This is a genomic window from Sphingomonas crocodyli (assembly GCF_004005865.1).
Lineage (GTDB): Bacteria > Pseudomonadota > Alphaproteobacteria > Sphingomonadales > Sphingomonadaceae > Rhizorhabdus > Rhizorhabdus crocodyli.
On the sequence record NZ_SACN01000002.1, the window covers coordinates 188,148 to 211,494 of the forward strand.

Here is a 23,347-nt window from a genome sequence, read left to right on the forward strand (position 1 = left end):
GGCGAAGCGGACGGATCGGATGAAGGACAGCTTTAGGCAATCGATGGCCTGGCTGCACGTCTGGGGCGGGCTCGTCGCCGGCTGGGTGCTGTTCTTCATCTTCGTGACCGGCACGCTGGGTTATTTCCATAAGGAAATAGATCGCTGGATGCGACCGGAACTGCCGCTTGCGGGCGCGCGGATGGCGCCGGCTCAGGCGCTGGAACGGGCCGACCATTATCTGCGCCAACACGCGGCGGGTTCAGATTTCTGGGTGGTCGAAATGCCCGACGATCGGCGCCAGGCTCTGCAACTGGCCTGGGGCAACGGTTCGCCCTTCGGCCGGGATCGGGAGCAGCGCGTTCTGGATGCGACGGGCGCTTTCGTGCCTGTCGCAACACCGCGTGAAACCGGCGGCGGCTACGCGCTGTATCGGATGCATTGGAAGCTGCATTACCTGCCACAATATGCCGGGTTGATGATCGTCGGTCTGTTCACGATGGCGCTGTTCGTGATCCTTCTGACGGGCATCGTGACCCACAAGAAGATCTTCGCCGATTTCTTCACCTTCCGGCCCGGCAAGGGGCAGCGATCCTGGCTCGATCTGCACAACCTGCTGAGCGTCGCGGCCCTGCCGTTCTTCCTGATGATCAGCTTCAGCGGCCTCGTCTTCTACATGGAATTCTACATGCCGGCCGGCGTCACCGCCAATTTCGGCACGATGGATCGCTATTGGAAAGCACTCGAGCCGCAACGCGACGTGGCGCCATCAGGCCGATCGGCGCCGGTGCTGCCGCTTTCGGGCTTTGCCGGTGCCGCTGCACGCGAGTGGCGGGGCGGGATGCCCGATATCATCCTGGTCCGTCATCCCGGCGATGCCGCCGCCGAGGTGATGCTGATCCACGATGGCAGCCGCACGATCATGCGTAACGTATACGAGCGGCTGCACTATGCCGCTCCCGACGGCGCGCTTCTGGAGCGGGAAACCGCCCGCCAGTCGCCGGTCCTCGGCGTGCGCAGCGCGCTGCTGGGTCTGCATGAAGGCATATTCTCGGGATGGTGGCTGCGTTGGCTCTACTTTGCGTCTGGCCTGCTGGGATGCGGCATGATCGCGACGGGCCTCGTGCTGTGGACGGTCAAGCGCCAGCGCAAGCAGAATGGAAGACAAAGCTTCGGCCTGCGCATGGTGGAATGCCTCAACATCGGCACGCTGGCCGGACTGCCGGTTGGGATCGCCGCCTATTTCTGGGCGAACCGGCTGCTGCCCGTCGACCTGACCGGCCGGGCCGCATGGGAGGCGCATTGCCTGTTTCTGGGTTGGGGGGCGATGCTACTCTGGTCTTCGCTCCGCCCCGCGAGGCGGGCGTGGATCGAGGTGCTCGGCGCTGCGGCGGGCTTATTCGCCGGCCTTCCATTGCTCAACATGCTCACGACCGACCGGCACCTTGGCAGAACATTGCCCGCCGCAGACTGGGCGCTGGCGAGCTTCGATCTGATGGCGCTGCTGGCGGGGATATGTTTCGCCGCCGCGGCTTTGCACCTCCACAACAGGAAGCGCACGCCCGTTCGTCCGGTCGGACGCCTCGGACGGAAGGCGCTCGCATGAGCGGATATCGGCGGCCGCGTCTCGCCATCGCAGCCCGTCTGCTGGTCGCCATCGTCGGCGGCTATGGCGTCGCATCGCTCCTCTCCATGCTGGTCGCCCGCACCCTGCCGCTGTCCGGGGTCGAAGCGTCGATGACCGCAATGATGATCGCTTTTCTTGCCTATGCGGGGATCATCATGGCCGTGCTTCATGCCCGCGCCGTGCGGCGCGCCTTGGGCGCGTTGACCGCGACGGCGGCCATAACGGGAGTCATGCTCCTGATGGTCGGGCCAAAGGTGATCGTGCCATGACAGCGGCGATCCTGCTGACGATGATCATCGGCCTGGGCGTGCTGGCCAGCGCGATGAACCTGCCCGGCCGAAAAGACTTCAGCCGTCGTGTCGCCCTGCGCGTCGCGGGTTGGTCGCTGGTCGGGACGAGCCTTTTCATAGCCATATTCGAACGGGGGCCGTCGATCGGTATAGTGGCATGGTGTGGCGCGGGAATGGTGGCGACGATCATCGTCGCGTTGACGCAGACATGGCGCAAGGTGCGCGCACGATGAATGTGCCACACACTCTGTTGGAACGCGCCGCTGAGCGCGAGCCCACGCCCGGTCTGGATCGGGAATGGGAAGCATCCCGCCGCTATACCGATCAGCCAGTCAGTCTTGCCGCTCGCCTGTGCGGACTTGGCGGCGTTGCCCTGATCACTCTGGGAATCATTGTCGGCATATTCTTCACCTGGACCCGCTTTCAGCCACCGCCGCCGCCCGTTGCGCTCAGCGTCTTCGATATCGCCCAGCCGCAGCCGCCAGAAGTACAGCCCGATCCCAACCCGGACCCGGTTCCGGAACAGGCGCGGACACCGCAGGCCGCGCCCGAACTTCTCGTCGAACCCGTACTGCCCCCACGCGCCGAAGCGCCTCTGATCCTGCCAAGGGCCGTTGCCCCCCAACCGCCAGCAGCCCCGCCGGCTCAGCCTCCTGCCCCACCCCCCGCCTCTGCCAATGACGCCAAGCCGGCCTGGGAGGATCTGGTGCTCGGCGCGCTTAACCGCGTTAAGCGCTATCCGCGCCTGGCGATGGTCCGCAGGCAGCAGGGCGTGCCCTACATCCGGTTCGTTGTGGATCGTGACGGGCGGGTTCTGTCTTCGCGTCTCGAACGATCCTCTGGCTTTGCAGATCTCGATCGAGAAGCGACCGAACTTCCCCGGCGAGCGACCCCGCTACCCAAACCACCTTCAAACTCTTCGCAGAGTACGATCGAACTTGTGGTGCCGGTGGAGTTTTTCCTGCGATAGCTTCAATCAAAAGCACTTGCAGCTATGCACGCAGTATCGGGCGTTCGCGTTCTCTTACGATTGGAGGCAAAGCGGACTCGAAATACTCTTCTTCTTTCGCCGCCAAGACATGCCCAGCATTGCTGAGAGACCGATCATTGACGCGGCAGCACCCGCCAATGCGACGACCGGATAGCCGAGGCCCGCCGCGATCACGCCGCCGCCCAGCGCCGCGCCGAAGGCGTTGCCCAGGTTGAAAGCGCCGATGTTGATCGCCGAGGCGAGATTGGGCGCATCGGCCGCCGCGGTCATCACGCGCACCTGCAAGGGCGGCACCAGCGCGAAACTGGCGATGCCCCACAGGAAGACGAGGATCGCGACCGCGCTCGCATGCGCCATCAACATCGCAAAGGCGATGAGGATGGCCGAGAGAGCGCCCAGCGTGACGATCAACGTGCGATCGACCGAACGATCGGCGAAGCGACCGCCCAGCCAGTTGCCCACGGTCATGCCGACGCCATAGGTCACCAGCATCGCGGTCACGAAGCCCAGCGAGGCGTGGGTCGCATCGCGCAGGATCGGCGCGATATAGGTATAGACGGTGAACATCGCGCTCGATCCGATCACGGTCAGCGCCAGCGCGCCGAGCACGCGCCCGCGCCCCAGCACCCGCAGCTCCGCCATCGCATCGCCCCCGCGTGGTGCGGGCAGCGCCGGCAGCGTCAGGCGGAGCGCCGCCATCGTCGCCAGGCCGAGCGCCGCAATACCCCGGAAGGATGCGCGCCAGCCCAGATGCTCGCCCGCCCAGGTCGCCAGCGGCACACCAACGACATTGGCGATCGTCAGCCCCATGAACATCGCGGCGACGGCCCCCGCCTGCCGCTGCGGCGGGACGAGACTGGCTGCCACGATTGATCCGACGCCGAAGAACGCGCCGTGATTGAATGACGTCAGCACGCGCGCGGCCAGCAGCATCGCATAACTGTCCGACACTGCCGCCAGCAGATTGCCGACGGTGAAGATACCCGCGAGCGCGATCAGCAAGGTGCGACGCGGCACGCGGCCGGTCGTCAGCGTCATCAACGGCGCGCCGATCATCACGCCGAGCGCATAGGCGCTGATCAGCAGGCCTGCGGACGGGATCGACACACCGAGATCGGCGGCGATCACCGGCAGCAGGCCCATCGGCGCGAACTCGGTCACGCCGATGCCGAACGCGCCCACCGAAAGCGCGATCAATCCGGGATTGAGCTTCATCGATCTATATCCTCAGACGAGCGCAGGGTTCAGGCGGGCAAAGCCCTCCTGCTGGCGATAGGGGGTGTGGGGGTAAGGCGGCAGCACGTCGCTCGCGGCATCGAGCGCAGCGACCTGTTCGGCGGTGAGCGCCCATCCGACCGCGCCCAGATTCTGGCGAAGCTGCGCCTCGTTGCGCGCGCCAACGATCACCGACGACACGGTCGGCCGCCGCAGCAGCCAGTTGATCGCGATCTGGGGCACCGTCTTTCCGGTTTCCTCCGCAATCGCTTCGAGCGCGTCGATCACGCGATAGAGCAGTTCGGTTTCGACCGGCGGCGCGAATTGTTCGGTTTCATGGAGGCGACTGCCCTTGGGCAACGGGCGGTCCCGTCCGATCTTGCCGGTCAGGCGGCCCCAGCCGAGCGGGCTCCACACCAAAGCGCCGATGCCCTGATCGGCGGCGAGCGGCATCAGATCCGCTTCATAGGCGCGGCCGACCAGCGAGTAATAGACCTGGTGCGCGACGAGCCGTGGCCAGCCGTGGCGATCGGCCAGCGCCTGCGCCTTCATCAATTGCCAGCCCGGATAGTTGGAAACGCCCGCATAGCGGACCTTGCCCGACGCGATCAGCCCGTCGAGCGTGCCCATCAGTTCCTCGGTCGGGGTCGAAGCGTCGAAGGCATGAAGCTGAAGCAGGTCGATATGATCGGTGCGCAGCCGCCGCAACGCATCCTCGACCGCGCGCATCAGCCGCGCACGCGATGCGCCCCAATCCTGCGGGCCATCGCCCATCGGCAGGCCGGTCTTGGTCGATATCAGGACCGAATCCCGGCGACCGTCGATCGCTTCGCCCAATATCTCTTCGGCCGCGCCGTCCGAATAGACGTCGGCGGTGTCGAACAGGGTCACGCCTTCGTCGAGGCAGATGTCGATCAGCCGCCGTGCCTCGGCCGTGTCGCTCTGCCCCCACGCGCTGAACAGCGGCCCTTTGCCGCCGAAGGTGCCGGTGCCGAAGCTGAGCGCGGGAACGCGCAGGCCCGAGGCGCCGAGTTGCCGATATTCCATGTTTCACCCGTGCCTTGCTATACAGGCGCATAAATGGACGCCCGCATATCGACTGAATAGCGCCCGCCGACGCCAAGGATTTTTGCAATGGACGCAAAAGATACCACCGGGGACGATCGCGCCCGCGCGCTCGCCCTGTTCGCGACGGTGGTCGAGCAGCAGAGTTTCTCCGCGGCCGGACGCATGCTGGGGCTCAGTCCGTCGGCGGTCAGCCGCGCGGTCGATCGGATCGAGGCGCGGCTGGGCGTGCGCCTGCTGCTGCGATCGACCCGCGCTTTATCACTGACGGCGGAGGGGCAGGCCTATCTGCAGGCGGCGCGGCGCATCCTGGCCGACCTCGACGACGCCGAACAGCAGATCGCCGATCAGGGCGCACCGCGCGGACGGCTGCGCGTCAGCGCGGCGCTGTCACATGGCCGGCTGTGCGTGGTGCCGCTGCTGGGCCGCTTCGCCGAACTCTATCCGCACATATTGGTCGACATCGCGCTGACCGACACTTTGATCGACATCGCGGCGGGCCAGGCCGACATCGCCGTCCGCTTCGGCCCGCTCGCCGACAGTTCGCTGACGGCGCGCAAGCTGGGCGAGACGCGACGCGTGATCGTCGCCTCCCCCGATTACCTCGCCCGCCACGGCACGCCACAGCGCCCCGAGGATCTGCATGATCACAATTGCCTGAACTTCAATTTCCGCCGCGCGGAACCGGTCTGGCCGTTCCGCCGCGACGGCCAGGATTTCTCCTTGTCCGTGAAGGGCAGCATCGAGGCGAACAATGGCGAAACGCTGGGCCAACTCGCCGCCATCGGCATCGGCATCGCCCGCGTCGGCGCGTTCAGCGTGGCGGGCGAAATCGCGAGCGGCGCGCTCGTCCCGATCCTGGAGGCGTTCAACCCCGGCGATATCGAGGCGATCCACGCTGTGTTCGTCGGCGGCGCGAACACACCCGCACGCGTGCGGGCGTTCGTCGATTTCCTGGCTGAGAATTTAGGCTGATTGGCGCTCGTATGCGCCTCAATCATGGACGTTCGTCAAGCAAGGATATGGTGCAAAAACGGCCGCCCTTTTTGATGAGGATCAAGGCGGCGATTGCGCCTCTTCGGTCGGGCGCGAGGTGATCGGATATCCAAGTGTGTCGGGGATGCGCAGGTGCGGTTCGTCGCCGCGATGGTCGATCCAGGGGATGATCGGCGGGTGATCGAAGCGGCGTGCGAAGTCGATCAATGCGGCGTGGCTGTTCGCCTGTGTCAGCCGTTCGAGATTGCAACGGGTTGGAAAGATCGCGAATTCGCGCGCGGCGTCGCAATCCGCGATGAACTCCGCGGCGCTTGCCCAGCGGAGGCGGATAGTTTCGATGCCGTCGACAGCTGCGGACTTGGTGTCGTCCGGCGCGCGGGCGATATAGAAGCGCGTGTCGAAGATCCGCGTCACATTCGGCAACTCCGCCGCGCCGGGGCGCCAGCGCGACCACGGTTCGAGCGCCGGGAGATCGAGCGTCAGATTCCAGCGCCTCAGGGCGGTGGCGAACGCCATTCCGTCACGCATGGCGAGGCGAACGGCCGTGCCGGTGGCGGCGGGCGGTGGTGGCATGCCGATGAAGAGACCGACTTCCTCGATCGTCTCCCGGATCGCGGCGATGCGGGCCGCGGCATCCTCCTCGGTCAGTCCGTGATCGATTTCGCACGCCAGCGATCGATCCGCCTCGTCGACCCGGCCGCCGGGAAAGACGATCGCGCCCGGCGCGAACGCCATCGTCGGCGCCCTCTGCACCATCAGGATCTGGGGTGGGGCGCCATCGGGTCGGTCACGCAATAGGATCACGGTCGCCGCGGGGATGGCGGGTGGCGGATCAGGCGCCATCTAGCCGCCTGCCCCAATCTTCGACCGCACCGGTCTGCAGCCGCTTTGCAGCCATTTCGCGCCAGCGGAGCGGCAGATGCGCCAGCGCGGCGATGGCGGCCAGGCTCTCGCGATCGCCGACATCGACGTAGAAGATGCGGCGCAGACGATCGATGGTCCAGCTGGGCGTCAGGCGATCGACCAATGTCAGGCCATCGCCGGGGGCGGCGCTGCCCTCTTCGATCACGCGATAATACCAGCCCGTCCGTCCGCTATCCTGCATCTGCCGGGCGACGCCGGCCATGCCGAACCGCAGATTGAGCCGAAAGCAGGGTTGCCGCCCCTGCGAAACCTCGACCAGCGCGGTGCCGAGCCGGAATCTGTCGCCGATCGCGACGTCGGTTTCGATCAATCCCGTGGTCGAGACATTTTCGCCAAAGGCGCCCGCATCGTCGAGCAGGGGATGATCGCCTATGGCGGCCCGCCACGCGCGATAATGATCGCGGGGATAATGGTGGATCGCCTTGTCGGGACCGCCATGATGCTGGCGATCGCCTTGCTCGTCGCCGGCAAAGCCATTGCGCGTGATCCGCACCGGCGCCCGATGCGCGCGCTTTGCGATGCCGCTTTCGATCGCGCGTGTGCCGAGCGGTTGAATACGGCCGGTGAGTATGGCGGCGATGCTGCGGTCGATCATCATGGGCGTCTCCGTCGCGGCCATTCCATCCTATCCCCGGTCGCACCGCGTGCGGAATATGTCCGAAGGTTTGGTTCGATCAAATGATTGAAACATGCCAGTCATCGACCCGGTCGTTTCGTGCACCGGATGGGGGATTGATGCGCGGTTCCTTGACACTCGATGCTCAGACCGTCGGCGATCTTGTGTCCGACGCGATCATCGGGTGCGACGAAAGCGGACGTATCGCCTTTTGGAATGACGGTGCGACCCTGTTGTATGGCTGGCCGCGCGAACAGGCGCTCGGCCGCGACATGGACGAACTGCTGGCGATGCCAAAGTCGCCCGAACTGGCCGAACGATGGCGGGTCGGTCGTTGGGAGGGGGAGTGCGGCCGCAGGCAGGCGGATGGCAGCGCGATCGATGTGTCGGTGCGGCAGCAAGTGCATCTGGCCGATGGGGACGGAGCCTATCTGTGGGAATGGTCGCGTCGCATCCCGACGCCGGCGCTGGCCGAAACATCCTTTTCCCACGCCGCGCGGATTTCGATCCTGGGTGAGCTTACGGCGTCGATCGCGCACGAACTCAATCAGCCGCTCGCCGCCATCCTTGCCTTCGCGCAGGCCAGCCTGCGGTGGATCGAACGGCCCGAACCCGAGCCCGCTGAGGCGGCGATCCTGCTCCACGATATCGTCGCCGACACGCGCAGGGCGAGCGAGATCATCACGCGCATCCGAAGCATGGCGACCAAGCATGATCCGGCGCCCCAGCCGATCGCGATCAACGACCTGATCGGCGATGCCCTGCTGATCGTGCGCCATGAATGTCTGGAACGTGGCGTGGCCGTTCGCACCGCCTTTGCGGACGCGCTTCCCCTCGTGATGGCGGACCGGATTCAGCTCCAGCAGGTGATCGTCAACCTCGCCATCAACGCTGTTCAGGCGATGGCCGAACGTAGGGGCGGCGACCGGCATCTGATCGTCACCACCCAGGCCGCGGGCGGCACCATTCTGATCCAGGTGGACGATAGCGGCCCCGGCATCGCCGCCGTCGATCAGGATCAGATATTCTCCAGCTTCTTCACGACCAAGAGCGGCGGAATGGGGATGGGATTGCCGATTTGTCGCTCGATCGTTCAGGCGCATGGTGGCCGGATCACTGCGGAAAACCGTGCTGACGGCGCTCGCTTCTCGGTGACGTTGCCCGCTCTGGTCTAGTCTTCCGCGCCGACCTGCAGTCTTTCGGCCATGCGGACGAAATCTGCCAGGGTTCGCGCCTTCATCTTCTTCATCGCCGATGCGCGGTAGAGTTTGACGGTGATCTCGCTCAGCCCCAGATCGAACGCTGCCTGCTTGTTGAGGCGTCCCGTGGTGACGAGTTCCATCACCTGCTTCTCGCGTGTCGAAAGGCTGGCGTAGCGCGACAGGAGGTCGCTGGTCCGGGCATGGGTAAGACGCCATGTCCTGTGGCGGTCGATCGCGGCGTTGACGGCGTCGAGCAGATCCTGATCGCGGAACGGCTTGGTCAGGAAATCGACCGCGCCCGCCTTCATCGCCTGAACCGACATCGGCACATCGCCATGCCCGGTGATCATCACCACGGGCAGATCGATCCCCTGCGCGGCGAGCTGCGCCTGGAAATCGAGGCCGCTCATGCCGGGCAGGCGCACGTCGAGCATCAGGCAGGCCAGGCCATCGGGGCGATCGGCGCGCAGGAATTCCGCGCAGCTTTCATAGGTGCAGGAAGCGACCCCGGCCGAGCGCAGCAGCGCGGAAATGGCCCGCCGCATCGATGGATCGTCATCGATGACATGGACGGTTGCGGCCGGTTCGAACCGGTCCGGATCGACCGCGCCCAGATGCGACACTATGGGCGTTTCGCGTGGCGCGGGCATCATCGGGGCTGCCTGACCGCCCGACCGACGCAGTTCAGCAACTCGTCGGCGTTGAACGGCTTGCTCAGGAAACAGATTGCGCCGTTCGCCGTCGCCCGCTCGCGATAGGTCGGTTCGGGAAAGGCCGTCATGATGATGACCGGCATGGACGGGCGATCCTTCCGAAGGATCGCCTGCAATTCCAGCCCGGTGAGACCGGGCATCTGGATGTCGGTGATCAGGCAATCGAGCGCGTTGGGCGCGGACCGATCGAGAAAGGCTTCGGCGCTGGCGAACAGCTCCACCCCATAACCCTCCGATCGCAGCAGGCTCGACAGTCCGTTGCGGATGGCCCCGTCATCATCGACGATCGCGATCAGGGGGGATGGGGTCATTCCTTATCCTCGGACAGGGAGGCGGGCGCGCTATTGCCGTCGTACATCGCCATGTCCTCGTCGTTTGCGGGAAGCTTGATCTCGTCCGGTTCCCCGGACAACTATACCATCGTTCAGTAGCAGTGCGGCCAGATTGTGCCCAGAACCGCATCGGGAGGGCGGAATGCGGCAGGTATTCACCCTGTGGCCAACCGATAGCGCGAACCTCGCGGGGCAGGGGCTCGATTCCGCGGGCATGCCCCTATGGTCGCGGCGCAGCGGACAGGTGATGCGGCCGGTTCGCTGGACGCGAGCCGACGGCTTCATGATCGCCATCGTAACCGCGCTTGTCGCGGCGCTTGCGCTGATCGTTCCCGTCGATCTGGTCAGCACGATCGCGGCGCTGGCCCTCGCCATTCTCGCGATCGGACTGGCCGTCGCCGGGTTGCTACATCATCGGCGCACGGTAACGGCTCTGCACCTCCGACTCGAAGAAAATCGGCGCTGGAACGAGACGATCTTCAACCGGACCGGTATTGCCTTGTGGCGTGAGGACTGGTCCGTGGCGCGCGATGAAGTGCTGCGGCTGCTGCAGGATGGCGTGCGCGACATGCAGGGCTACTTCGCGGCGCATCCGGATGAACTGCGGGCGCTGCGCAAGGCGGTGATCATCAAGGACGTGAACAGCTTCGCGCTGCTTCGCGCGGGCGCCACGGACAAGACCGAACTGACCGGATCGCTCGATCGCATCCTGCCCGACACCGATCAGACCTTCGTTCAGTGGCTGGTCGCGTTCGCGCGGGGCGACAGCGTCTATCGATCCGAAACGCATCTGACCGACGCGAACGGCAATGCCGTCGACACTTTATTCACGGCCGGATTGCCCACCGACATGCGCGGGTTCGAAGACATATTGGTCAGCGACCTCGATATCACCGAATATAAGGCGACGCAGGAACGGCTTGCGAAGGCCGAACTCGATGTCGCGCGCGCGGCGCGGGTCACGACGATGGGCGCGCTCTCCGCCTCGATCGCGCATGAGGTGAACTCACCGCTCGCCGCGATCATCTCCAATGCCGAGGCATCGATGCGCTGGATCCGGCGCGAAAGGCCCGATGTCGAAGAGGCGGCGGTGGCGCTCCGCAACGTCGTGGACGCCGCATCGCGGGCGAAGGCGGTGGTCGAACGGACCCGCGCTTTCCTGAGCAACTCACCCGGCACGATGGAGCGACACGACGTTGCACGGCTGATCCAGGAGGCGATCCTGCTGATCGAGCGCGAATTGCGCGCGTCGGGCGTGTCGATCCACATCGATGCGACGCCGGGGCTGCCGCCGGTGATGGCGGATGCGGTGAACATCCAGCAGGTGATCGTCAATCTGGCGTTGAACGCGGCGCAGGCGATGCGCGATCTGGATGGCCCCCGCGATGTGAAGATCGCCGCATGGCTCGACGAAGGGCGGGTGCAGGTGAGCGTCCGCGATCACGGCCACGGCATCGACAAGGAAACGCAGAAGTCCATCTTCGATCCCTTTTTCTCCACCAAGCCGGGCGGGATGGGGATGAGGCTTGCGATCTGCCGGACCTGCATCGCGTCACATGGCGGGCGCCTGTGGGTGAACAGCCGGCCCGGCGACGGCGCGATCTTCCGTTTCGATCTGCAGACCGCGCCCGATCCGGACGAGGACCATACGTTGGTATAGTTCGGCAATCCCACCGTTCAATCGATCGGCACCATCGATTCCGGCAGCTTCCTCGCACGGCAAAGCGAGGAGCAAACCATGTCCAGCGACAAACCCCTTTCCCATGCCAATGGGGCACCGGTCGTCGACAATCTGAACATCATGACGGCCGGCCGCCGCGGTCCTGCATTGCTGCAGGATATCTGGCTGATCGAGAAACTGGCGCATTTCGATCGTGAGGTGATCCCCGAGCGGCGGATGCATGCCAAGGGATCGGGCGCCTATGGCACCTTCACCGTCACGCATGACGTGACGGCGTTCACCAAGGCCCGGCTGTTTGCCGAAATCGGTAAGCAGACCCCGGTCTTCCTCCGCTTCTCGACCGTGGCGGGCGAACGCGGCGCGGCCGATGCCGAACGCGATATTCGCGGTTTCGCGGTGAAGTTCTACACCGAGGAAGGCAATTGGGATCTGGTCGGCAACAATACGCCGGTCTTCTTCTTCCGCGATCCGCTGCGCTTCCCGGATCTTAATCACGCGGTGAAGCGCGATCCGCGCACCGGCCTGCGCAGCGCCGAGAACAACTGGGATTTCTGGACGCTGCTGCCCGAGGCGCTGCACCAGGTGACGATCGTGATGTCCGAACGCGGCATCCCGCGCAGCTATCGCCACATGCACGGTTTCGGCAGCCACACGTTCAGCATGGTCAACGATGCGGGCGAGCGCGTGTGGGTGAAGTTCCACTTCCGCTGCGAACAGGGGATCGAAAATCTGGCCGACGATGAGGCTGCCGCGGTGATCGGCGGCGACCGCGAAAGCCACGGCCGAGATCTGTTCGAGGCGATCGAGAAGGGCGACTTCCCCCGCTGGACCCTGTGCATCCAGGTGATGACCGAGGCGCAGGCGGCCACGCATCGCCACAACCCGTTCGATCTGACCAAGACCTGGCCGAAAGCGGACTATCCGCTGATCCCGGTCGGCACGCTCGAGCTGAACCGCAACCCCGACAATTATTTCGCCGAGGTTGAGCAGGCCGCCTTCTCGCCCGCCAATATCGTGCCGGGCATCGGCTTTTCGCCCGATCGGATGCTGCAGGCGCGGCTGTTCTCCTATGGCGATGCGCAGCGTTACCGGCTGGGCGTTAATCACGTCCACATTCCGGTCAACGCGCCGAAATGCCCGTTCCACAGCTATCATCGCGATGGCGCGATGCGCATGGACGGCAATCTGGGCGCGACGCTCAGCTATTATCCGAACAGCCATGCGGTGTGGGAGGATCATCCCCAGCTCGCCGAACCCGCGCTGCCGATCGATGGCGCGGCGACCCACTGGGATCATCGCGACGATGACGATCATTGGGAGCAGCCGGGCAAGCTTTTCCGCCTGATGTCGCCCGAACAGCAACAGCGCCTGTTCGACAATACGGCGCGCCAGATCGGCGGCGCTTCCGTGCCGATCCAGCTGCGTCACATCGCCAACTGCACCCGTGCGGACCCCGCTTATGGCGCGGGCGTCGCGCGCGCCCTCAACCTCGAAATCGCCGCCGCCGCCGAATGATCCGGCGCATTCATCAGGAGAGCATCATGCCCAAGTTCCGTATCGCGCTGTCGTTCGCGCTTCTGTTCAGTGGCGCGGCCGTGCTGGCCCAGCATAGCGGCCATGTCGTGTCGCCCACCGACGAGAAGATCGACGCATCTTTCGATATCGTGCGCACCGACGTGAAGAGTGTCGGGTCCGACATCGTCTTCCGCGTGCAGGTGCGCGGCAAGGCCGGGGCGATCCGGCCGAAGCCCGTCGGCGCCTTCGCCGGCAGCGCGGTCTATTCCTATGTGTGGCCGACCACACTCGACAGCGCGAGCGTGGGCTTCGACACCAAGCAGGGCATCCTCGCGCTGGCCGTCACCTTCCATCCCGATTTCGACGATGCGGCCTATGGCGGTGTGAACCGGCACGTCTGGCATCCGCACTGGGTGGTGCTCGTCCCCGACGATGCCTGCGGCAAGGGATCGCTGAAGGTGAAGGACATTGCCGAGGGCACGACGCCGAAGGTGCCGCCGACCTGGCCCAAGGTGCCGCTGCTGATCGACAGCCCGACCTATCCGACCGCGCTCGAAACCGACACGGTCGAGGTGAAGGTGCCCGCCAAGGTGATCGGCGCGACCGAGGGCGTCCGCTTCGACGGGGTGACGTCGGCGCTCAAGGTCAACGCCAATCTGCACGCGCCTTTGCTGTGCATCTCCAACGTGTTCGATGTCGCGTCGGGCAATCTCAGCCTGCCCGGCACGATCGGGCGCTGATCATGGACGCGATCTCACGCAGGGCCGCGATCGGCGCGGGCCTCACCCTTGCGGGCGTGGCGGCGTTGCCGTCGCCGCTGCTCGCCGCGCCCTCGAATCCGGGAGATATGACGATGACCTTCATCAAGACGAAAGACGGGACCGAGATCTTCTACAAGGATTGGGGGCCGAAGGATGCGACCCCGATCGTGTTCCATCACGGCTGGCCCTTGTCCGCCGATGATTGGGACAATCAGATGATGTTCTTCCTGATGCACGGCTATCGCGTGATCGCGCATGACCGCCGCGGCCACGGGCGATCGACCCAGACGTGGACGGGCAATGAGATGGACACCTATGCCGCCGATGTCGCGGCGCTCACCGACGCGCTCGACCTGAAGGGCGCGATCCATATCGGCCATTCGACCGGCGGGGGTGAGGTGACCCGCTACGTCGCCCGCGCGAAGCCCGGTCGCGTCGCCAAGGCGGTGCTGATCGGCGCCGTCCCGCCGGTGATGGTCAAGAGCACGGCCAATCCGGGCGGCCTGCCGATCGAGGTGTTCGACGGGTTCCGCAAGGCGCTGGTCGACAACCGTGCCCAATTCTTCCTCGATGTGCCGTCGGGGCCGTTCTACGGTTACAACCGCGCTGGCGCTAAGATCGATCAGGGCGTCATCTACAATTGGTGGCGGCAGGGCATGATGGGCGGCGCGAAGGCGCATTATGACTGCATCAAGGCGTTCAGCGAGACCGACTTCACTGAAGATTTGAAGCGGATCGCGGTGCCGACCCTGGTCATGCACGGCGATGACGACCAGATCGTTCCTTATGCCGATTCCGCGCCCTTATCGGTCAAGCTGCTGCAGAAGGGCACGCTCAAGACCTACAAGGCGCTGCCGCACGGGCTGTGCACCACGCATCCCGACATCGTGAACCCCGATCTTCTGGCCTTCATCCGAAGCTGACATCGCCGAGGAGGGCGCGCGCGGCGGCGGCCATGCGCTCGGCCTCCTCGATCAGCAGGTTCAGCGCGGCGCGGGCTTGCTGGGGCGCATCGGCGGTCGGGCTGGCGGTCCAGCGGCGATGGGCTTCGGCCGCCATGATCGCGGCGGTCAGGGCTTCGGTAAGATCGTGCCGGCACAGGGCGCGATCGGCTCCATCATCCATCTGCCCAGCACGCATCATCGACCCTCTCGATCGCAATCGATCATGAATCGCGCCGTTCGTCTTGGCCGGGATTGCTGCATCCTTTGCCACGATTGCGATGCTTGATCCGATGCCGCAGCACGGGCACATTCAGGCTTTCGGGGGCGAAGCTTCGGAGACGTGCATTGGCGTCACTGCTGGCATTCGGGGAACAGAAATTTCCTTCGGCCGGGCTACTGAACAGTTCGTCGGGGCGCGGCTGGCGCGGGATCGCGGCCGAGCTGCGATCGCATCCCGCATGCGACATTCCCGCGATCTGCCCCGATCAGATGGAAATCACGCTGGCGGTGCGCGGCACGCCGAATGCGGTGGTCGAGCGGCGCGGCAACGGCACGTTTCAGCGGACCGTCGCGCGGACGGGCACGCTCTGGCTCTGCCCGATCGGCGTCCAGGAAGATTCCATCCGCATCACGAACCCGCTCGACCAGGTGATGCACCTCTACCTCCCTTCCGAACAGTTCGCCTTGGCCAGCGAGGCGCTGTCGCAGCCGGTGACGCCCGAGGACATATTCTATCTGGCGGGTGTGGAGGACGAGCTGGTCCGGCAGATCGGCTACCGCGTGGTCGACGAACTGGCGTCCGAAAGCGCGGCCGGATCGCTGCTGATCGAACATCTGTCGCTATCGCTGATCGCGCATCTGGTCGGCCGCTATTCGGCGCAGGCTCGCACACATGACGACCAACGCACCAGCCGGGGCGCGCTGGATCGCCGACGGCTCGACAGGGTGCTCGCCTTCATCGAGGACAATATCGAAGCGGACATGAGTCTCGCGCAGCTTGCGGAGGTCGCCTGCCTGAGCCGCCACCATTTCGTCCGCGCGTTCGGCGAGGCGACGGGCCTGCCGCCCAGCCGCTATCTCAGCCGACGCCGGCTGGAGAGAGCCAAACAGCTGCTCAGAGGCTCAGACCTGAGTCTGGCCGACATCGCATTTGCATGCCGCTTCTCATCCCAGGCTACCTTCACACGCGCTTTTGGCCGCCATGCTGGAATGTCCCCTGGCGACTTCCGCAAAGCGAATGCATGATCCTGAGGGCCCCGCCGTTTCGCGCCTTCTAGCGACGATCGCGCATATCGGATCGTGCGCGATCTATTTTAGATAGGGTATGTGTTGGGATTGCGCGCGGCACATCACCCGGCGGATCATGGCCCTATAAGCCGCCCCGCACAGGAGAGACCCGCATGCCCGTCCCCAAGCCCGCGAAGCATGAAGCGCGCTCGCATGTCATTCAGGTCGACGGGCTGGAAACGCGCTATTGGGAATGCGGCGAAGGGCCGCCGCTCGTGCTGCTTCACAGCGGCGAGTTCGGGGCGAGTGCGGAGCTGAGCTGGGAGTATAATTTCGCGGCGCTGGCCGAACGATATCATGTCTATGCGCCCGATTTCGTCGGCTTCGGGGAGACGGCGAAGGCGCATGACTTCAACGATTTCGTCGTCTTCAAGATTCGCCACATCGCCAATTTCTGCCGTCAGCTGGGGCTGGAGAACGTGCCCTTCGTCGGCAATTCGATGGGCGCCAACTTCCTGATCCGCGACGTGGCGAATGCCGAGCCGCTGTTCCCGGCGAGCAGCTTCGTCGCGATCAGCGGCGGCGGCGCTGTGCCCGCCAATGAGGCGCGCGCGGCGCTGACCGACTATGACTGCACGATCCCGTCGATGAAGCGTGTCCTGTGGGCTTTGTTTCACGACGATGTCTGGGCGGAGGATGAGGCCTATGTGCAGCGTCGCTTCGAAAGCTCGATCATTCCGGGCGCGTGGGAATGCAGCGCCGCCGCGCGCCTCCATGCGCCCAACATCGTGCGCGAAAGCGCCTATGAGCGCGCGACCCGCAACCAGCTGAGCTACGATGCGGTGAAGACCCCGATCCTGCTGATCGCGGGCGCCGAGGACAAGCTGAAGCCGCGCGGCTTTGCTCACGAGCTGGCCGATCAGATCCCGTCGGCCACCGCGATCGAGATGCCGGGCGTCGGCCATTGCGCGCATATCGAAACGCCCGACGCCTTCCATAAGGTGCTGTTCGACTTCCTCGACAGCCACTGAGGCTTGAAGGCCGCTAGTCTTCGATCGGCCGGAAGGACGCACCCTTCCGTGCCAGCCGTGCCATCCCCGCGCCGCGAAAGTGCGCGGGGAACAGCATGTGGCCGTGCTCCGCCACGCGCTCCAGCATCGCAAGCCGTGTGACGGCGGCGGCTTCCGGCAGCGTGCAGAAAGCGCTTTGAAGGGCTGGCTCGATCAGCTGGATCGGGGAGTGGATCGCGTCGCCGCAGAAGAGGCCGGCTTTGCCGCCGCCGCGCACTTCGACGCCCAGGTGATCGATGCTGTGGCCCGCCAGCGACAGGATCGAGATGCCCTGGGCCAACTCGTCGCCCCCGCTGACGAACATCGCCTGGTTGGTCGCGACGACGGGCAGGATGCTGTCGCGAAAGGCGCCGAAGTTGACCGGGGTCGCGCTGGCGGCATCGCGCTGCGCCATATCGTCATAGTCGATCGCGGACATGGCGTAGCGGGCGTTGGGAAAGGTCGGCACCCAATGCCCGTCGCGCAATTCGGTGTTCCAGCCGACATGATCGGCGTGGAGGTGCGTGCAGAACACCAGATCGATGTCCGCCGGGCCCAATCCTTCGGCGCGCAGCCCGTCCATCAGGCTGTTCGTATCGCGCATGTGCCAGGCAGGGTGGGCGGCGCGATCCTTGTGTGCGCCGATGCAGCTGTCGATCAGGATGTTGAGCCGCCCGGTCCGGATCAGCCAGCTCTGCATCCCCATCCGCACCATTGCGCGGGCGCGATCAAGATGATCGGGATCGAGCCAATGTTCGTCGGCGAAGCGCGCGGGATCGGCGCCTGGGAAGATGCGGGACAGTTCGATTTCGAAACAGGGTTCGTCGATGATCGCGGTCACGGTGGCCTGCCCGATCGCCCAGCGTCGCGCGGTCATGCATTGCCCTCCATGTCGGGTGTGGAGATCATGCGGGGGCCGGCGCCGTCGGTCGGCGTGGCGGGTTGCTGTTCGAGCATGCGGCGTATGATCACCGGCTCGCCGCCGATCTGCAGCGTGCGCAGCATCTCGCTATTGGCGGCGTCGGCGCGGGTTCGCCGTTCGTTGTGGCGCACATATTCGGTCCAGTTCGCGACCATATAGCGTTCGATCCAGAGGTGTGGATCGGAAAGGTCGCGCAGAAGCCGCCAGTCGCGCGCACCATCGCGGCGGCGCATGCGGCGGCGTTCGATCATCGCGGATCGGAATGCCGCAATGTCGGCGGGGTCGATCCGATGTTCGATCAGGATCTCGATGGGGCCGGCGCGCGCCTCGATCGCTACGGCGGTTTCGGGCGCGTTCCAGCCGTGGGGGGAGAGATCGACATCCTCGAGCCGGGTCAGCGGATGGCGCAGTCCGGTGATCAGCCCCACGATCTGGATCATAGCGGCGGCCATCAGGGCCGCGGTCGGGCCATGATGTTCGGCGATCAGGCCGAAGCACCAGCTGCCGATCGCGGTGCCGCCGAACACGGCCGACTGATATAGCGAAAGCGCGCGGGCGGCGACCCAGCGCGGGCAGGCGAACTGGACGCTGACGTTGAAGGTCGACAGCGCCAGCACCCAGCCGGCCCCCGCCAGCATCAGCGCGGGTAGGATCAGCGCCAGCAGAGGCGCCGTCGCGATCGTGACGAGGCCGATCAGCACGACGGCCATCGCCAGCCGCACGATGCCCTCGGACGACAGGCTACGCCGCAACCGGCTGCTCGACAGCGCCGCGCCGACCGCGCCGCAGCCGAAGGCGGCGAGCAGCAGGCCGTATGTGGTCGGGCCTCCGCGCAGAATGTCGCGTGCGACAAGCGGCATCATCGCCGGGATCGCGCTCGATCCGAAGCCGAACAGGGCGGCGCGCAGCAGGACGCTGCGAATGGACGGCGACATGGCGACATAGCGTATGCCCGCCGCCATCGCGCTGCCCAGCGGCTCGCGCGGCAGGCGGGCAGTGGGTGTGTCGGTGCGCCAGCGGGCCAGGACGCCGATCAGGCCCAGATGACTGAAGGCATTGGCGAGGAAGGCGGCCGCCGATCCGGCCGTCGCGACCAGCAGCCCGCCCACAGCTGGCCCGGCGCTGCGCGCGATGTTGAAGCCGACGGCATTATACGCGATCGCGCTGGGCAGGACGGGGCGTGGCACCATTTCTCCCACCGAAGCCTGCCACGCCGGCGCCTTGAACGCGGTCCCGCAGGCGATCAGGAAGGTGAAGGTCAGCAAGGTCCACGGCGTCAGCAACTGTGCCCAGGTGCTTGCCGACAGCAGCAGCGACAGGATCAGCATGAAGATCTGCGCCGCCATCATCACCCGGCGGCGATCGAGGTTGTCGGCAACCGCGCCGGCCAGCAAGGCGAACAGCATGATCGGCAGCGTCGACGATGCCTGCACCAGCGCGATCATCTGCGGCGATGCGGTCATCGACGCCATCGTCCACGACGCCGCGACCGACTGGATCATCGCGCCGAAATTGGATGTGGTGTTGGCGAACCAGACTGCGCGGTAGATGGGCACCGCAAAGGGCGAGCGGGGTTCGTCGGCGGCGCTCGTCATCGGCAGGCGCCCCCGCGCGCGGCATAGCTGTTAGACGGCGGTACGCGGCTTCTGGCCGATTGTGCCGACGCCAGCCCGCCCATAAGCTCGTGCCATGAAATCATCCGATCGCGTCCATTCGCTGGCACGCGGGCTGAAGCTGCTCGAAACCGCCGTTGCGATGCGCGGGGGAACGGTGTTCGAACTGGCGGCGGCAAGCGGTTTCGGCCGCACGAGCGTCTATCGGATCGCCGACACGCTGGTGGCCGAAGGATTCCTTGCCCGGAGCGGCAAACGCTATGAACCGACGCCGGCCACGCGCGCGCTGTCCGAAGGCTATGGTGAGTCGGTTTGGATCGCGCAAAGCGCGGTCGATCCGATCCGGCGGCTGGCGAAGGCGATCGACTGGCCGATCGCGCTGTCGACCTTTGCGGGATCGCACATGCTGGTCCGCTATGCGACCGACGATGAAAGCCCCTACGCCTTCCGCCCCGTTGCGCCGGGCACGCGGATGACGCTGACGGCGTCGGCGGCCGGGCGGACATATCTCGCCTTCGCGCAGTTGGCCGATGTCGAAAATCTGCTGGCAATAGCCGCGGCCGATCCAGATGTGCGCGGCAGCCTGCCCGTGTCGGTCGACACGATCGTCGCCGAATTCGCGGCGACCCGAGCGCGTGGCCATTATGCCATGCAAAGGCGCGACCCCGATTTCCTGTTCGTCGCGGTGCCGATCTTCGGGCCGCGCGGGATCGTCGGCTGCCTCACCGTCCGGATCATCGCGTCGGCGATGCGCTTGCAGGCGGCCGAGGCACGCTATGCGCCGCTGCTCAAGGCGACAGCCGAGGAAATATCGTCGGCGATCGGCGGTCGCGAGGCGCCGGCGGTCAACGGAGCCGTCGCCGCATCATAAGGATAGATGGCGAGATGCGCGTCGGCCATTGCGGTGCCCAGCTGCGCGCGCGGATCGGTCTTTTCCCAGAAATCGGCGCGTTGGCGCGATGCCATCTGGATCCAGTCGGTGCGTGGGCGTCGTACTTCGCCATAACGCGCCAGCGCGTCGGCCTGCGATGCTTCGGCATCGAACAGGCGGGCGAGGATCACCGCATCCTCGATCGCCATCGCCGCGCCTTGGCCCATATAGGGCAGCATCGGGTGGACGGCGTCGCCGACGAAGGCGATGTGCCCCTGCGACCAATGTTCGTAGGGCGGCCGATCGAACAGGCCCCAGCGAAGGATACCGTCGGCGGGGAGGCGTTCGATGAGTTCGCGCGTCAGCGGGCACCAGCCGACAAAGGCCTCGCGAACATCGTCGATCGTGGCGCGGGCGCGCCAATCCTCATCCACCCACGCGTCCCAGCGCGACATGAAGACCAGGTTGATGAGTTCGCCGCCGCGCAGATTGTACCAGGATGCGGTCCGTTCGGGGCCGGGGATCGATCCCATCTTGGCAAGGCCCAGATCGGCGACCGCGGCGGCGGGGACCACGGCACGCCATGCCACGCGGTTCGTGAAGGTCGGCGGGGTCGCACCGAACAGGGTTGCATAGGTGATCGATCGCACGCCATCCGCGCCGATCACCAGATCGCCGGTCGCACGGGCGCCGTTGGTGAAGCGTACGGTGGCGCTCGTCTCATCCTGTTCGACGCCGGTCGCGACATGATCGGTGTGGACCGCGTCGGGGGCGAGCTTGCGCACTTCGGCGAGCAATGCGGCGTGCAGATCGGCGCGGTGCATATGGTAATAATGGCCGCCATATTCGCGCAGATAATGATCGCCCATCGATCGGCGGCGGATCACGTCGCCGCTTTCCCAATGATAGGTGACGGATTCGTCGGGAACGCTGCCGATCGCGGCGACCGCATCGCCAAGGCCTAGCGAGATCAGGGCGCGCGTCGCATTGGGGGAGATGGTCAGGCCCGCGCCGATTTCCTTCAGTTCGGGCGCCTGTTCGAAGATGCGGACGCTGTCGCCGCGGCGGAGCAGCGCCAGTGCGGTCGCGAGGCCGCCAATGCCCCCGCCCACGATCACTACCTGCTGCGGTCCGATCCCCATTGTCTGCTCCCTGATCGCGTGTGGCATCGGGGCTATCGGCGCGCCGATGCACCGGCAACGCGATCGGCAGGGGGCGTTCGGATCGCGGACGCGATTGCATCTGCGCCCTCGCGCAGCAGGGGCAGATAGGCGGCGATCGCGCTCATGGCCGTCATCGCCCGTTCGATGATCCGGACGGACAACGATGCAGTCATCGCGCCATCGACGATCATCGGCACGGCCAGCACATAGGTGCCCGACGCCGGCTGGCGGACCAGGGCATAGCCGTCGGACGCGATCTGATCGCACAGTTCGGACAGCGTCGCGCCCGCATTCATCGGCTGGGTCAGCAGGCTCGATCGCGCGCGCGCCAGCAACTCGCCCCGGCGATCCGGCGAAGCATGCGCGGTAAAGAGCAACCCTGCCGCCGTATCGAGCAGGGGCAGGCGCGTGCCCGAAGGCATGCGGCGCGTGACGAGCGCGCTGTCGCTGTCGGTTTCGTGGACGATGCGGATCGCATCCCCATCCAGCGTTGCGATCGACAGGGGCCATGCGATCCGCTGCCCCAGCCCCGCCAGAACGGGCCGGATCGCATCGGCATGCCAGCCCTCGGCCTCGCCATCGGGCAGGCTGAGCCGTTCGGCGCGGGCGGTCGCGCGGTAGCGGTGGTCATAAGGATCGCGTGCGATGTGGCCGGTATCGACCATCGTTTCGAGCAGCCGATAGGTCGTCGTGCGATTGAGATCGAGGTGGGTGGCGGCCTCACCGGCGGTCAGCCCGTCATATTGGTTGATCAGCAGCAGGAGGCGCAGCCCCTTGCGCAACGTGGCGACCTCCTCGCTCATGCTGCTGGCCGTCCGCGATCCGAACGCGCGGCGCTCCGGCGATTGGCGCTCGATCGGGCAGGGCATAGGTTGCCTGCCGAAAGGATCGTGCAATGCGCCCTCAGGTCGATTTCATGGACACCAACGCGCTGCCCTGGGTCAGCCCCAAGCCGGGCCTGATGCGCAAGGTGCTGAGCCGCGACGAGGAAACGACCGCGCAAACGGTGATCACCCGCCTCATCCAGCCCGAGGGCGGCGGCCCGCCGTCGGTGCCGCATTGCCACGAAACGACCGAGGAGATCATGGTCCTCGACGGGCAACTGACCTTCGACAGCCGCTGCTGGCTGGCGAAGGGGGGTTATGTCTATCATCCCCCGCGTTGGATTCACGGCTATAAAAGTTCGCAGACCCCGGTCGCGACCTTCCTGTGGCGCAGCGGCGCGGACCTCGATTTCACCTTTTTCGAAGCGCCGGCCGACGATTTCCTGCACCATCGCTATGGCGAGACGGCCGGCCGGCAGGCGGTGGTGGTGCCGAGCCCCTGGGCGACGCGCTGGGACGAGCTTCCTTCGGCCGAAGGGCGCATCCGCCAGTTCACCTATGCACAGGATCCGTCCAGCATCGAACATAGCGTGCTGCGCCGCTACGCGCCGGGCGCGTGGGATGCCGAACCGGCGTCGGACGTGCTGGAAACGCGCGAGGAGTTCTACATCTACGAAGGCATGGTCGAGGATCAGGACGGCCGGCGCTTTTCCGAAGGCTGGTATGCCTGCCTGATGCCGGGCGCGCTCCGTCCGCGTTTCCGCGCGATCGTGGATTCGATCATCTACCATCATATCAGCGCCGAGCGCGCTTGATCCGATAGCGTC

The 23,347-nt window shown here is 65.8% G+C and carries 25 protein-coding genes; 14 read left to right on the forward strand and 11 right to left on the reverse strand.

The features are described 5' to 3' along the window. Positions 1–19: 19 nt before the first annotated feature. Genes EOD43_RS15510 through EOD43_RS15525 form a run of 4 tightly spaced genes read left to right on the forward strand, consistent with a single transcriptional unit; the run spans position 20 to position 2,866 of the window. Complete coding sequence (locus tag EOD43_RS15510) at positions 20–1,585, forward strand: PepSY-associated TM helix domain-containing protein (protein ID WP_127744951.1); 1,566 nt, start codon at positions 20–22, stop codon at positions 1,583–1,585. Next, complete coding sequence (locus EOD43_RS15515; protein ID WP_127744952.1) at positions 1,582–1,875, forward strand: DUF3649 domain-containing protein; 294 nt, start codon at positions 1,582–1,584, stop codon at positions 1,873–1,875. Before EOD43_RS15510 ends, EOD43_RS15515 begins: the two co-directional genes overlap by 4 nt. Next, positions 1,872–2,129 carry a DUF3325 family protein gene (locus EOD43_RS15520; protein WP_127744953.1) on the forward strand — a complete coding sequence of 86 codons (258 nt, stop codon included), beginning with the start codon at positions 1,872–1,874 and terminating at the stop codon, positions 2,127–2,129. The genes EOD43_RS15515 and EOD43_RS15520 overlap by 4 nt, the downstream gene beginning before the upstream one ends. Then, positions 2,105–2,866: an energy transducer TonB gene (locus EOD43_RS15525; protein ID WP_127744954.1), complete on the forward strand. Its 762-nt coding sequence runs from the start codon at positions 2,105–2,107 to the stop codon at positions 2,864–2,866. Before EOD43_RS15520 ends, EOD43_RS15525 begins: the two co-directional genes overlap by 25 nt. 54 nt (positions 2,867–2,920) lie before the next feature. Here EOD43_RS15525 and EOD43_RS15530 read toward each other — a convergent pair whose 3' ends face one another. Continuing rightward, the gene (locus tag EOD43_RS15530; RefSeq protein ID WP_127744955.1) at positions 2,921–4,102 is read right to left on the reverse strand and encodes an MFS transporter; all 1,182 of its coding nucleotides are present in this window, start codon (positions 4,100–4,102) and stop codon (positions 2,921–2,923) included. A 12-nt stretch (positions 4,103–4,114) separates the two neighbouring features. Continuing rightward, positions 4,115–5,149: an aldo/keto reductase gene (locus EOD43_RS15535; protein ID WP_127744956.1), complete on the reverse strand. Its 1,035-nt coding sequence runs from the start codon at positions 5,147–5,149 to the stop codon at positions 4,115–4,117. 87 nt (positions 5,150–5,236) lie between these two features. On the opposite strand from EOD43_RS15535, the gene EOD43_RS15540 reads away from it, so the two are divergent. Then, positions 5,237–6,142, forward strand: coding sequence for a LysR family transcriptional regulator (locus EOD43_RS15540; protein ID WP_127744957.1), 906 nt, complete (start codon positions 5,237–5,239; stop codon positions 6,140–6,142). An 81-nt stretch (positions 6,143–6,223) separates the two neighbouring features. Here the strand turns inward: EOD43_RS15540 and EOD43_RS15545 are convergent, their stop codons facing one another. Both EOD43_RS15545 and EOD43_RS15550 read right to left on the reverse strand, forming a co-directional pair. Next, positions 6,224–7,006 carry an NUDIX hydrolase gene (locus EOD43_RS15545; RefSeq protein WP_127744958.1) on the reverse strand — a complete coding sequence of 261 codons (783 nt, stop codon included), beginning with the start codon at positions 7,004–7,006 and terminating at the stop codon, positions 6,224–6,226. Beyond that, entirely contained in the window at positions 6,996–7,685 is a 690-nt protein-coding gene (locus EOD43_RS15550) for an MOSC domain-containing protein (RefSeq protein WP_206363572.1), read from the reverse strand. The genes EOD43_RS15545 and EOD43_RS15550 overlap by 11 nt, the downstream gene beginning before the upstream one ends. Before the next feature lie 137 nt (positions 7,686–7,822). On the opposite strand from EOD43_RS15550, the gene EOD43_RS15555 reads away from it, so the two are divergent. Further along, the gene (locus EOD43_RS15555; protein WP_164857261.1) at positions 7,823–8,878 is read left to right on the forward strand and encodes a PAS domain-containing sensor histidine kinase; all 1,056 of its coding nucleotides are present in this window, start codon (positions 7,823–7,825) and stop codon (positions 8,876–8,878) included. Here EOD43_RS15555 and EOD43_RS15560 read toward each other — a convergent pair. Further along, on the reverse strand, positions 8,875–9,558 hold the full coding sequence (locus tag EOD43_RS15560; RefSeq protein ID WP_276318202.1) for a response regulator transcription factor: 684 nt from the start codon (positions 9,556–9,558) through the stop codon (positions 8,875–8,877). The genes EOD43_RS15555 and EOD43_RS15560 overlap by 4 nt on opposite strands. Next, positions 9,555–9,929 carry a response regulator transcription factor gene (locus EOD43_RS15565; RefSeq protein ID WP_127744960.1) on the reverse strand — a complete coding sequence of 125 codons (375 nt, stop codon included), beginning with the start codon at positions 9,927–9,929 and terminating at the stop codon, positions 9,555–9,557. Before EOD43_RS15565 ends, EOD43_RS15560 begins: the two co-directional genes overlap by 4 nt. 163 nt (positions 9,930–10,092) lie before the next feature. Between EOD43_RS15565 and EOD43_RS15570 the strand changes: the two genes are divergently transcribed. The 4 genes from EOD43_RS15570 to EOD43_RS15585 all read left to right on the forward strand — a co-directional run bounded on the left by EOD43_RS15570 (position 10,093) and on the right by EOD43_RS15585 (position 14,830). After that, entirely contained in the window at positions 10,093–11,610 is a 1,518-nt protein-coding gene (locus EOD43_RS15570; RefSeq protein ID WP_127744961.1) for a sensor histidine kinase, read from the forward strand. Positions 11,611–11,688: 78 nt separating this feature from the next. Continuing rightward, on the forward strand, positions 11,689–13,146 hold the full coding sequence (locus EOD43_RS15575) for a catalase (RefSeq protein ID WP_127744962.1): 1,458 nt from the start codon (positions 11,689–11,691) through the stop codon (positions 13,144–13,146). A 26-nt stretch (positions 13,147–13,172) separates the two neighbouring features. After that, positions 13,173–13,886 carry a hypothetical protein gene (locus EOD43_RS15580; RefSeq protein WP_240653260.1) on the forward strand — a complete coding sequence of 238 codons (714 nt, stop codon included), beginning with the start codon at positions 13,173–13,175 and terminating at the stop codon, positions 13,884–13,886. Positions 13,887–13,999: 113 nt separating this feature from the next. Beyond that, complete coding sequence (locus tag EOD43_RS15585) at positions 14,000–14,830, forward strand: alpha/beta fold hydrolase (RefSeq protein ID WP_127745343.1); 831 nt, start codon at positions 14,000–14,002, stop codon at positions 14,828–14,830. Here the strand turns inward: EOD43_RS15585 and EOD43_RS15590 are convergent. Further along, positions 14,817–15,050: a hypothetical protein gene (locus EOD43_RS15590; protein ID WP_164857262.1), complete on the reverse strand. Its 234-nt coding sequence runs from the start codon at positions 15,048–15,050 to the stop codon at positions 14,817–14,819. The genes EOD43_RS15585 and EOD43_RS15590 overlap by 14 nt on opposite strands. 146 nt (positions 15,051–15,196) lie before the next feature. Here EOD43_RS15590 and EOD43_RS15595 point away from each other — a divergent pair, with 146 nt between their 5' ends. Both EOD43_RS15595 and EOD43_RS15600 read left to right on the forward strand, forming a co-directional pair. Then, positions 15,197–16,096, forward strand: coding sequence for a helix-turn-helix domain-containing protein (locus EOD43_RS15595; RefSeq protein ID WP_127744964.1), 900 nt, complete (start codon positions 15,197–15,199; stop codon positions 16,094–16,096). 155 nt (positions 16,097–16,251) lie between these two features. Beyond that, the gene (locus EOD43_RS15600; protein WP_127744965.1) at positions 16,252–17,109 is read left to right on the forward strand and encodes an alpha/beta fold hydrolase; all 858 of its coding nucleotides are present in this window, start codon (positions 16,252–16,254) and stop codon (positions 17,107–17,109) included. Positions 17,110–17,122: 13 nt separating this feature from the next. On the opposite strand, the gene EOD43_RS15605 is transcribed toward EOD43_RS15600, so the two are convergent. Both EOD43_RS15605 and EOD43_RS15610 read right to left on the reverse strand, forming a co-directional pair. Next, positions 17,123–18,004: an MBL fold metallo-hydrolase gene (locus tag EOD43_RS15605; RefSeq protein WP_127744966.1), complete on the reverse strand. Its 882-nt coding sequence runs from the start codon at positions 18,002–18,004 to the stop codon at positions 17,123–17,125. Then, positions 18,001–19,644, reverse strand: a complete 1,644-nt coding sequence (locus EOD43_RS15610; protein WP_127744967.1) for an MFS transporter — start codon at positions 19,642–19,644, stop codon at positions 18,001–18,003. The genes EOD43_RS15605 and EOD43_RS15610 overlap by 4 nt, the downstream gene beginning before the upstream one ends. Positions 19,645–19,738: 94 nt before the next feature. Here EOD43_RS15610 and EOD43_RS15615 point away from each other — a divergent pair, with 94 nt between their 5' ends. After that, a complete protein-coding gene (locus EOD43_RS15615; protein ID WP_127744968.1) occupies positions 19,739–20,533 on the forward strand; it encodes an IclR family transcriptional regulator domain-containing protein in 795 nt (264 codons plus the stop codon). Here the strand turns inward: EOD43_RS15615 and EOD43_RS15620 are convergent. Both EOD43_RS15620 and EOD43_RS15625 read right to left on the reverse strand, forming a co-directional pair. Beyond that, positions 20,437–21,675 (reverse strand): FAD-dependent monooxygenase, encoded by a 1,239-nt coding sequence (locus EOD43_RS15620; protein WP_164857263.1) that lies wholly within the window; start codon positions 21,673–21,675, stop codon positions 20,437–20,439. The two genes, EOD43_RS15615 and EOD43_RS15620, sit on opposite strands and share 97 nt — an antisense overlap. A 32-nt stretch (positions 21,676–21,707) precedes the next feature. Continuing rightward, positions 21,708–22,499 carry a helix-turn-helix domain-containing protein gene (locus EOD43_RS15625; RefSeq protein ID WP_164857264.1) on the reverse strand — a complete coding sequence of 264 codons (792 nt, stop codon included), beginning with the start codon at positions 22,497–22,499 and terminating at the stop codon, positions 21,708–21,710. 92 nt (positions 22,500–22,591) lie between these two features. On the opposite strand from EOD43_RS15625, the gene EOD43_RS15630 reads away from it, so the two are divergent. Next, positions 22,592–23,335, forward strand: a complete 744-nt coding sequence (locus EOD43_RS15630; protein WP_127744971.1) for a cupin domain-containing protein — start codon at positions 22,592–22,594, stop codon at positions 23,333–23,335. The last annotated feature ends 12 nt before the right edge of the window (positions 23,336–23,347 follow it).

Coding starts and splice junctions, on each gene's coding strand:
- EOD43_RS15590 (WP_164857262.1), bottom strand. CDS start 15,050: ATGATGCGTGCTGGGCAGATGGATGATGGAGCCGATCGCGCCCTGTGC.
- EOD43_RS15565 (WP_127744960.1), bottom strand. CDS start 9,929: ATGACCCCATCCCCCCTGATCGCGATCGTCGATGATGACGGGGCCATC.
- EOD43_RS15545 (WP_127744958.1), bottom strand. CDS start 7,006: ATGGCGCCTGATCCGCCACCCGCCATCCCCGCGGCGACCGTGATCCTA.
- EOD43_RS15550 (WP_206363572.1), bottom strand. CDS start 7,685: ATGATGATCGACCGCAGCATCGCCGCCATACTCACCGGCCGTATTCAA.
- EOD43_RS15600 (WP_127744965.1), top strand. CDS start 16,252: ATGCCCGTCCCCAAGCCCGCGAAGCATGAAGCGCGCTCGCATGTCATT.
- EOD43_RS15615 (WP_127744968.1), top strand. CDS start 19,739: ATGAAATCATCCGATCGCGTCCATTCGCTGGCACGCGGGCTGAAGCTG.
- EOD43_RS15535 (WP_127744956.1), bottom strand. CDS start 5,149: ATGGAATATCGGCAACTCGGCGCCTCGGGCCTGCGCGTTCCCGCGCTC.
- EOD43_RS15605 (WP_127744966.1), bottom strand. CDS start 18,004: ATGACCGCGCGACGCTGGGCGATCGGGCAGGCCACCGTGACCGCGATC.
- EOD43_RS15610 (WP_127744967.1), bottom strand. CDS start 19,644: ATGACGAGCGCCGCCGACGAACCCCGCTCGCCCTTTGCGGTGCCCATC.
- EOD43_RS15585 (WP_127745343.1), top strand. CDS start 14,000: ATGACCTTCATCAAGACGAAAGACGGGACCGAGATCTTCTACAAGGAT.
- EOD43_RS15630 (WP_127744971.1), top strand. CDS start 22,592: ATGCGCCCTCAGGTCGATTTCATGGACACCAACGCGCTGCCCTGGGTC.
- EOD43_RS15520 (WP_127744953.1), top strand. CDS start 1,872: ATGACAGCGGCGATCCTGCTGACGATGATCATCGGCCTGGGCGTGCTG.
- EOD43_RS15575 (WP_127744962.1), top strand. CDS start 11,689: ATGTCCAGCGACAAACCCCTTTCCCATGCCAATGGGGCACCGGTCGTC.
- EOD43_RS15525 (WP_127744954.1), top strand. CDS start 2,105: ATGGCGCAAGGTGCGCGCACGATGAATGTGCCACACACTCTGTTGGAA.
- EOD43_RS15515 (WP_127744952.1), top strand. CDS start 1,582: ATGAGCGGATATCGGCGGCCGCGTCTCGCCATCGCAGCCCGTCTGCTG.
- EOD43_RS15560 (WP_276318202.1), bottom strand. CDS start 9,558: ATGATGCCCGCGCCACGCGAAACGCCCATAGTGTCGCATCTGGGCGCG.
- EOD43_RS15625 (WP_164857264.1), bottom strand. CDS start 22,499: ATGAGCGAGGAGGTCGCCACGTTGCGCAAGGGGCTGCGCCTCCTGCTG.
- EOD43_RS15580 (WP_240653260.1), top strand. CDS start 13,173: ATGCCCAAGTTCCGTATCGCGCTGTCGTTCGCGCTTCTGTTCAGTGGC.
- EOD43_RS15540 (WP_127744957.1), top strand. CDS start 5,237: ATGGACGCAAAAGATACCACCGGGGACGATCGCGCCCGCGCGCTCGCC.
- EOD43_RS15530 (WP_127744955.1), bottom strand. CDS start 4,102: ATGAAGCTCAATCCCGGATTGATCGCGCTTTCGGTGGGCGCGTTCGGC.
- EOD43_RS15510 (WP_127744951.1), top strand. CDS start 20: ATGAAGGACAGCTTTAGGCAATCGATGGCCTGGCTGCACGTCTGGGGC.
- EOD43_RS15570 (WP_127744961.1), top strand. CDS start 10,093: ATGCGGCAGGTATTCACCCTGTGGCCAACCGATAGCGCGAACCTCGCG.
- EOD43_RS15620 (WP_164857263.1), bottom strand. CDS start 21,675: ATGGGGATCGGACCGCAGCAGGTAGTGATCGTGGGCGGGGGCATTGGC.
- EOD43_RS15555 (WP_164857261.1), top strand. CDS start 7,823: ATGCGCGGTTCCTTGACACTCGATGCTCAGACCGTCGGCGATCTTGTG.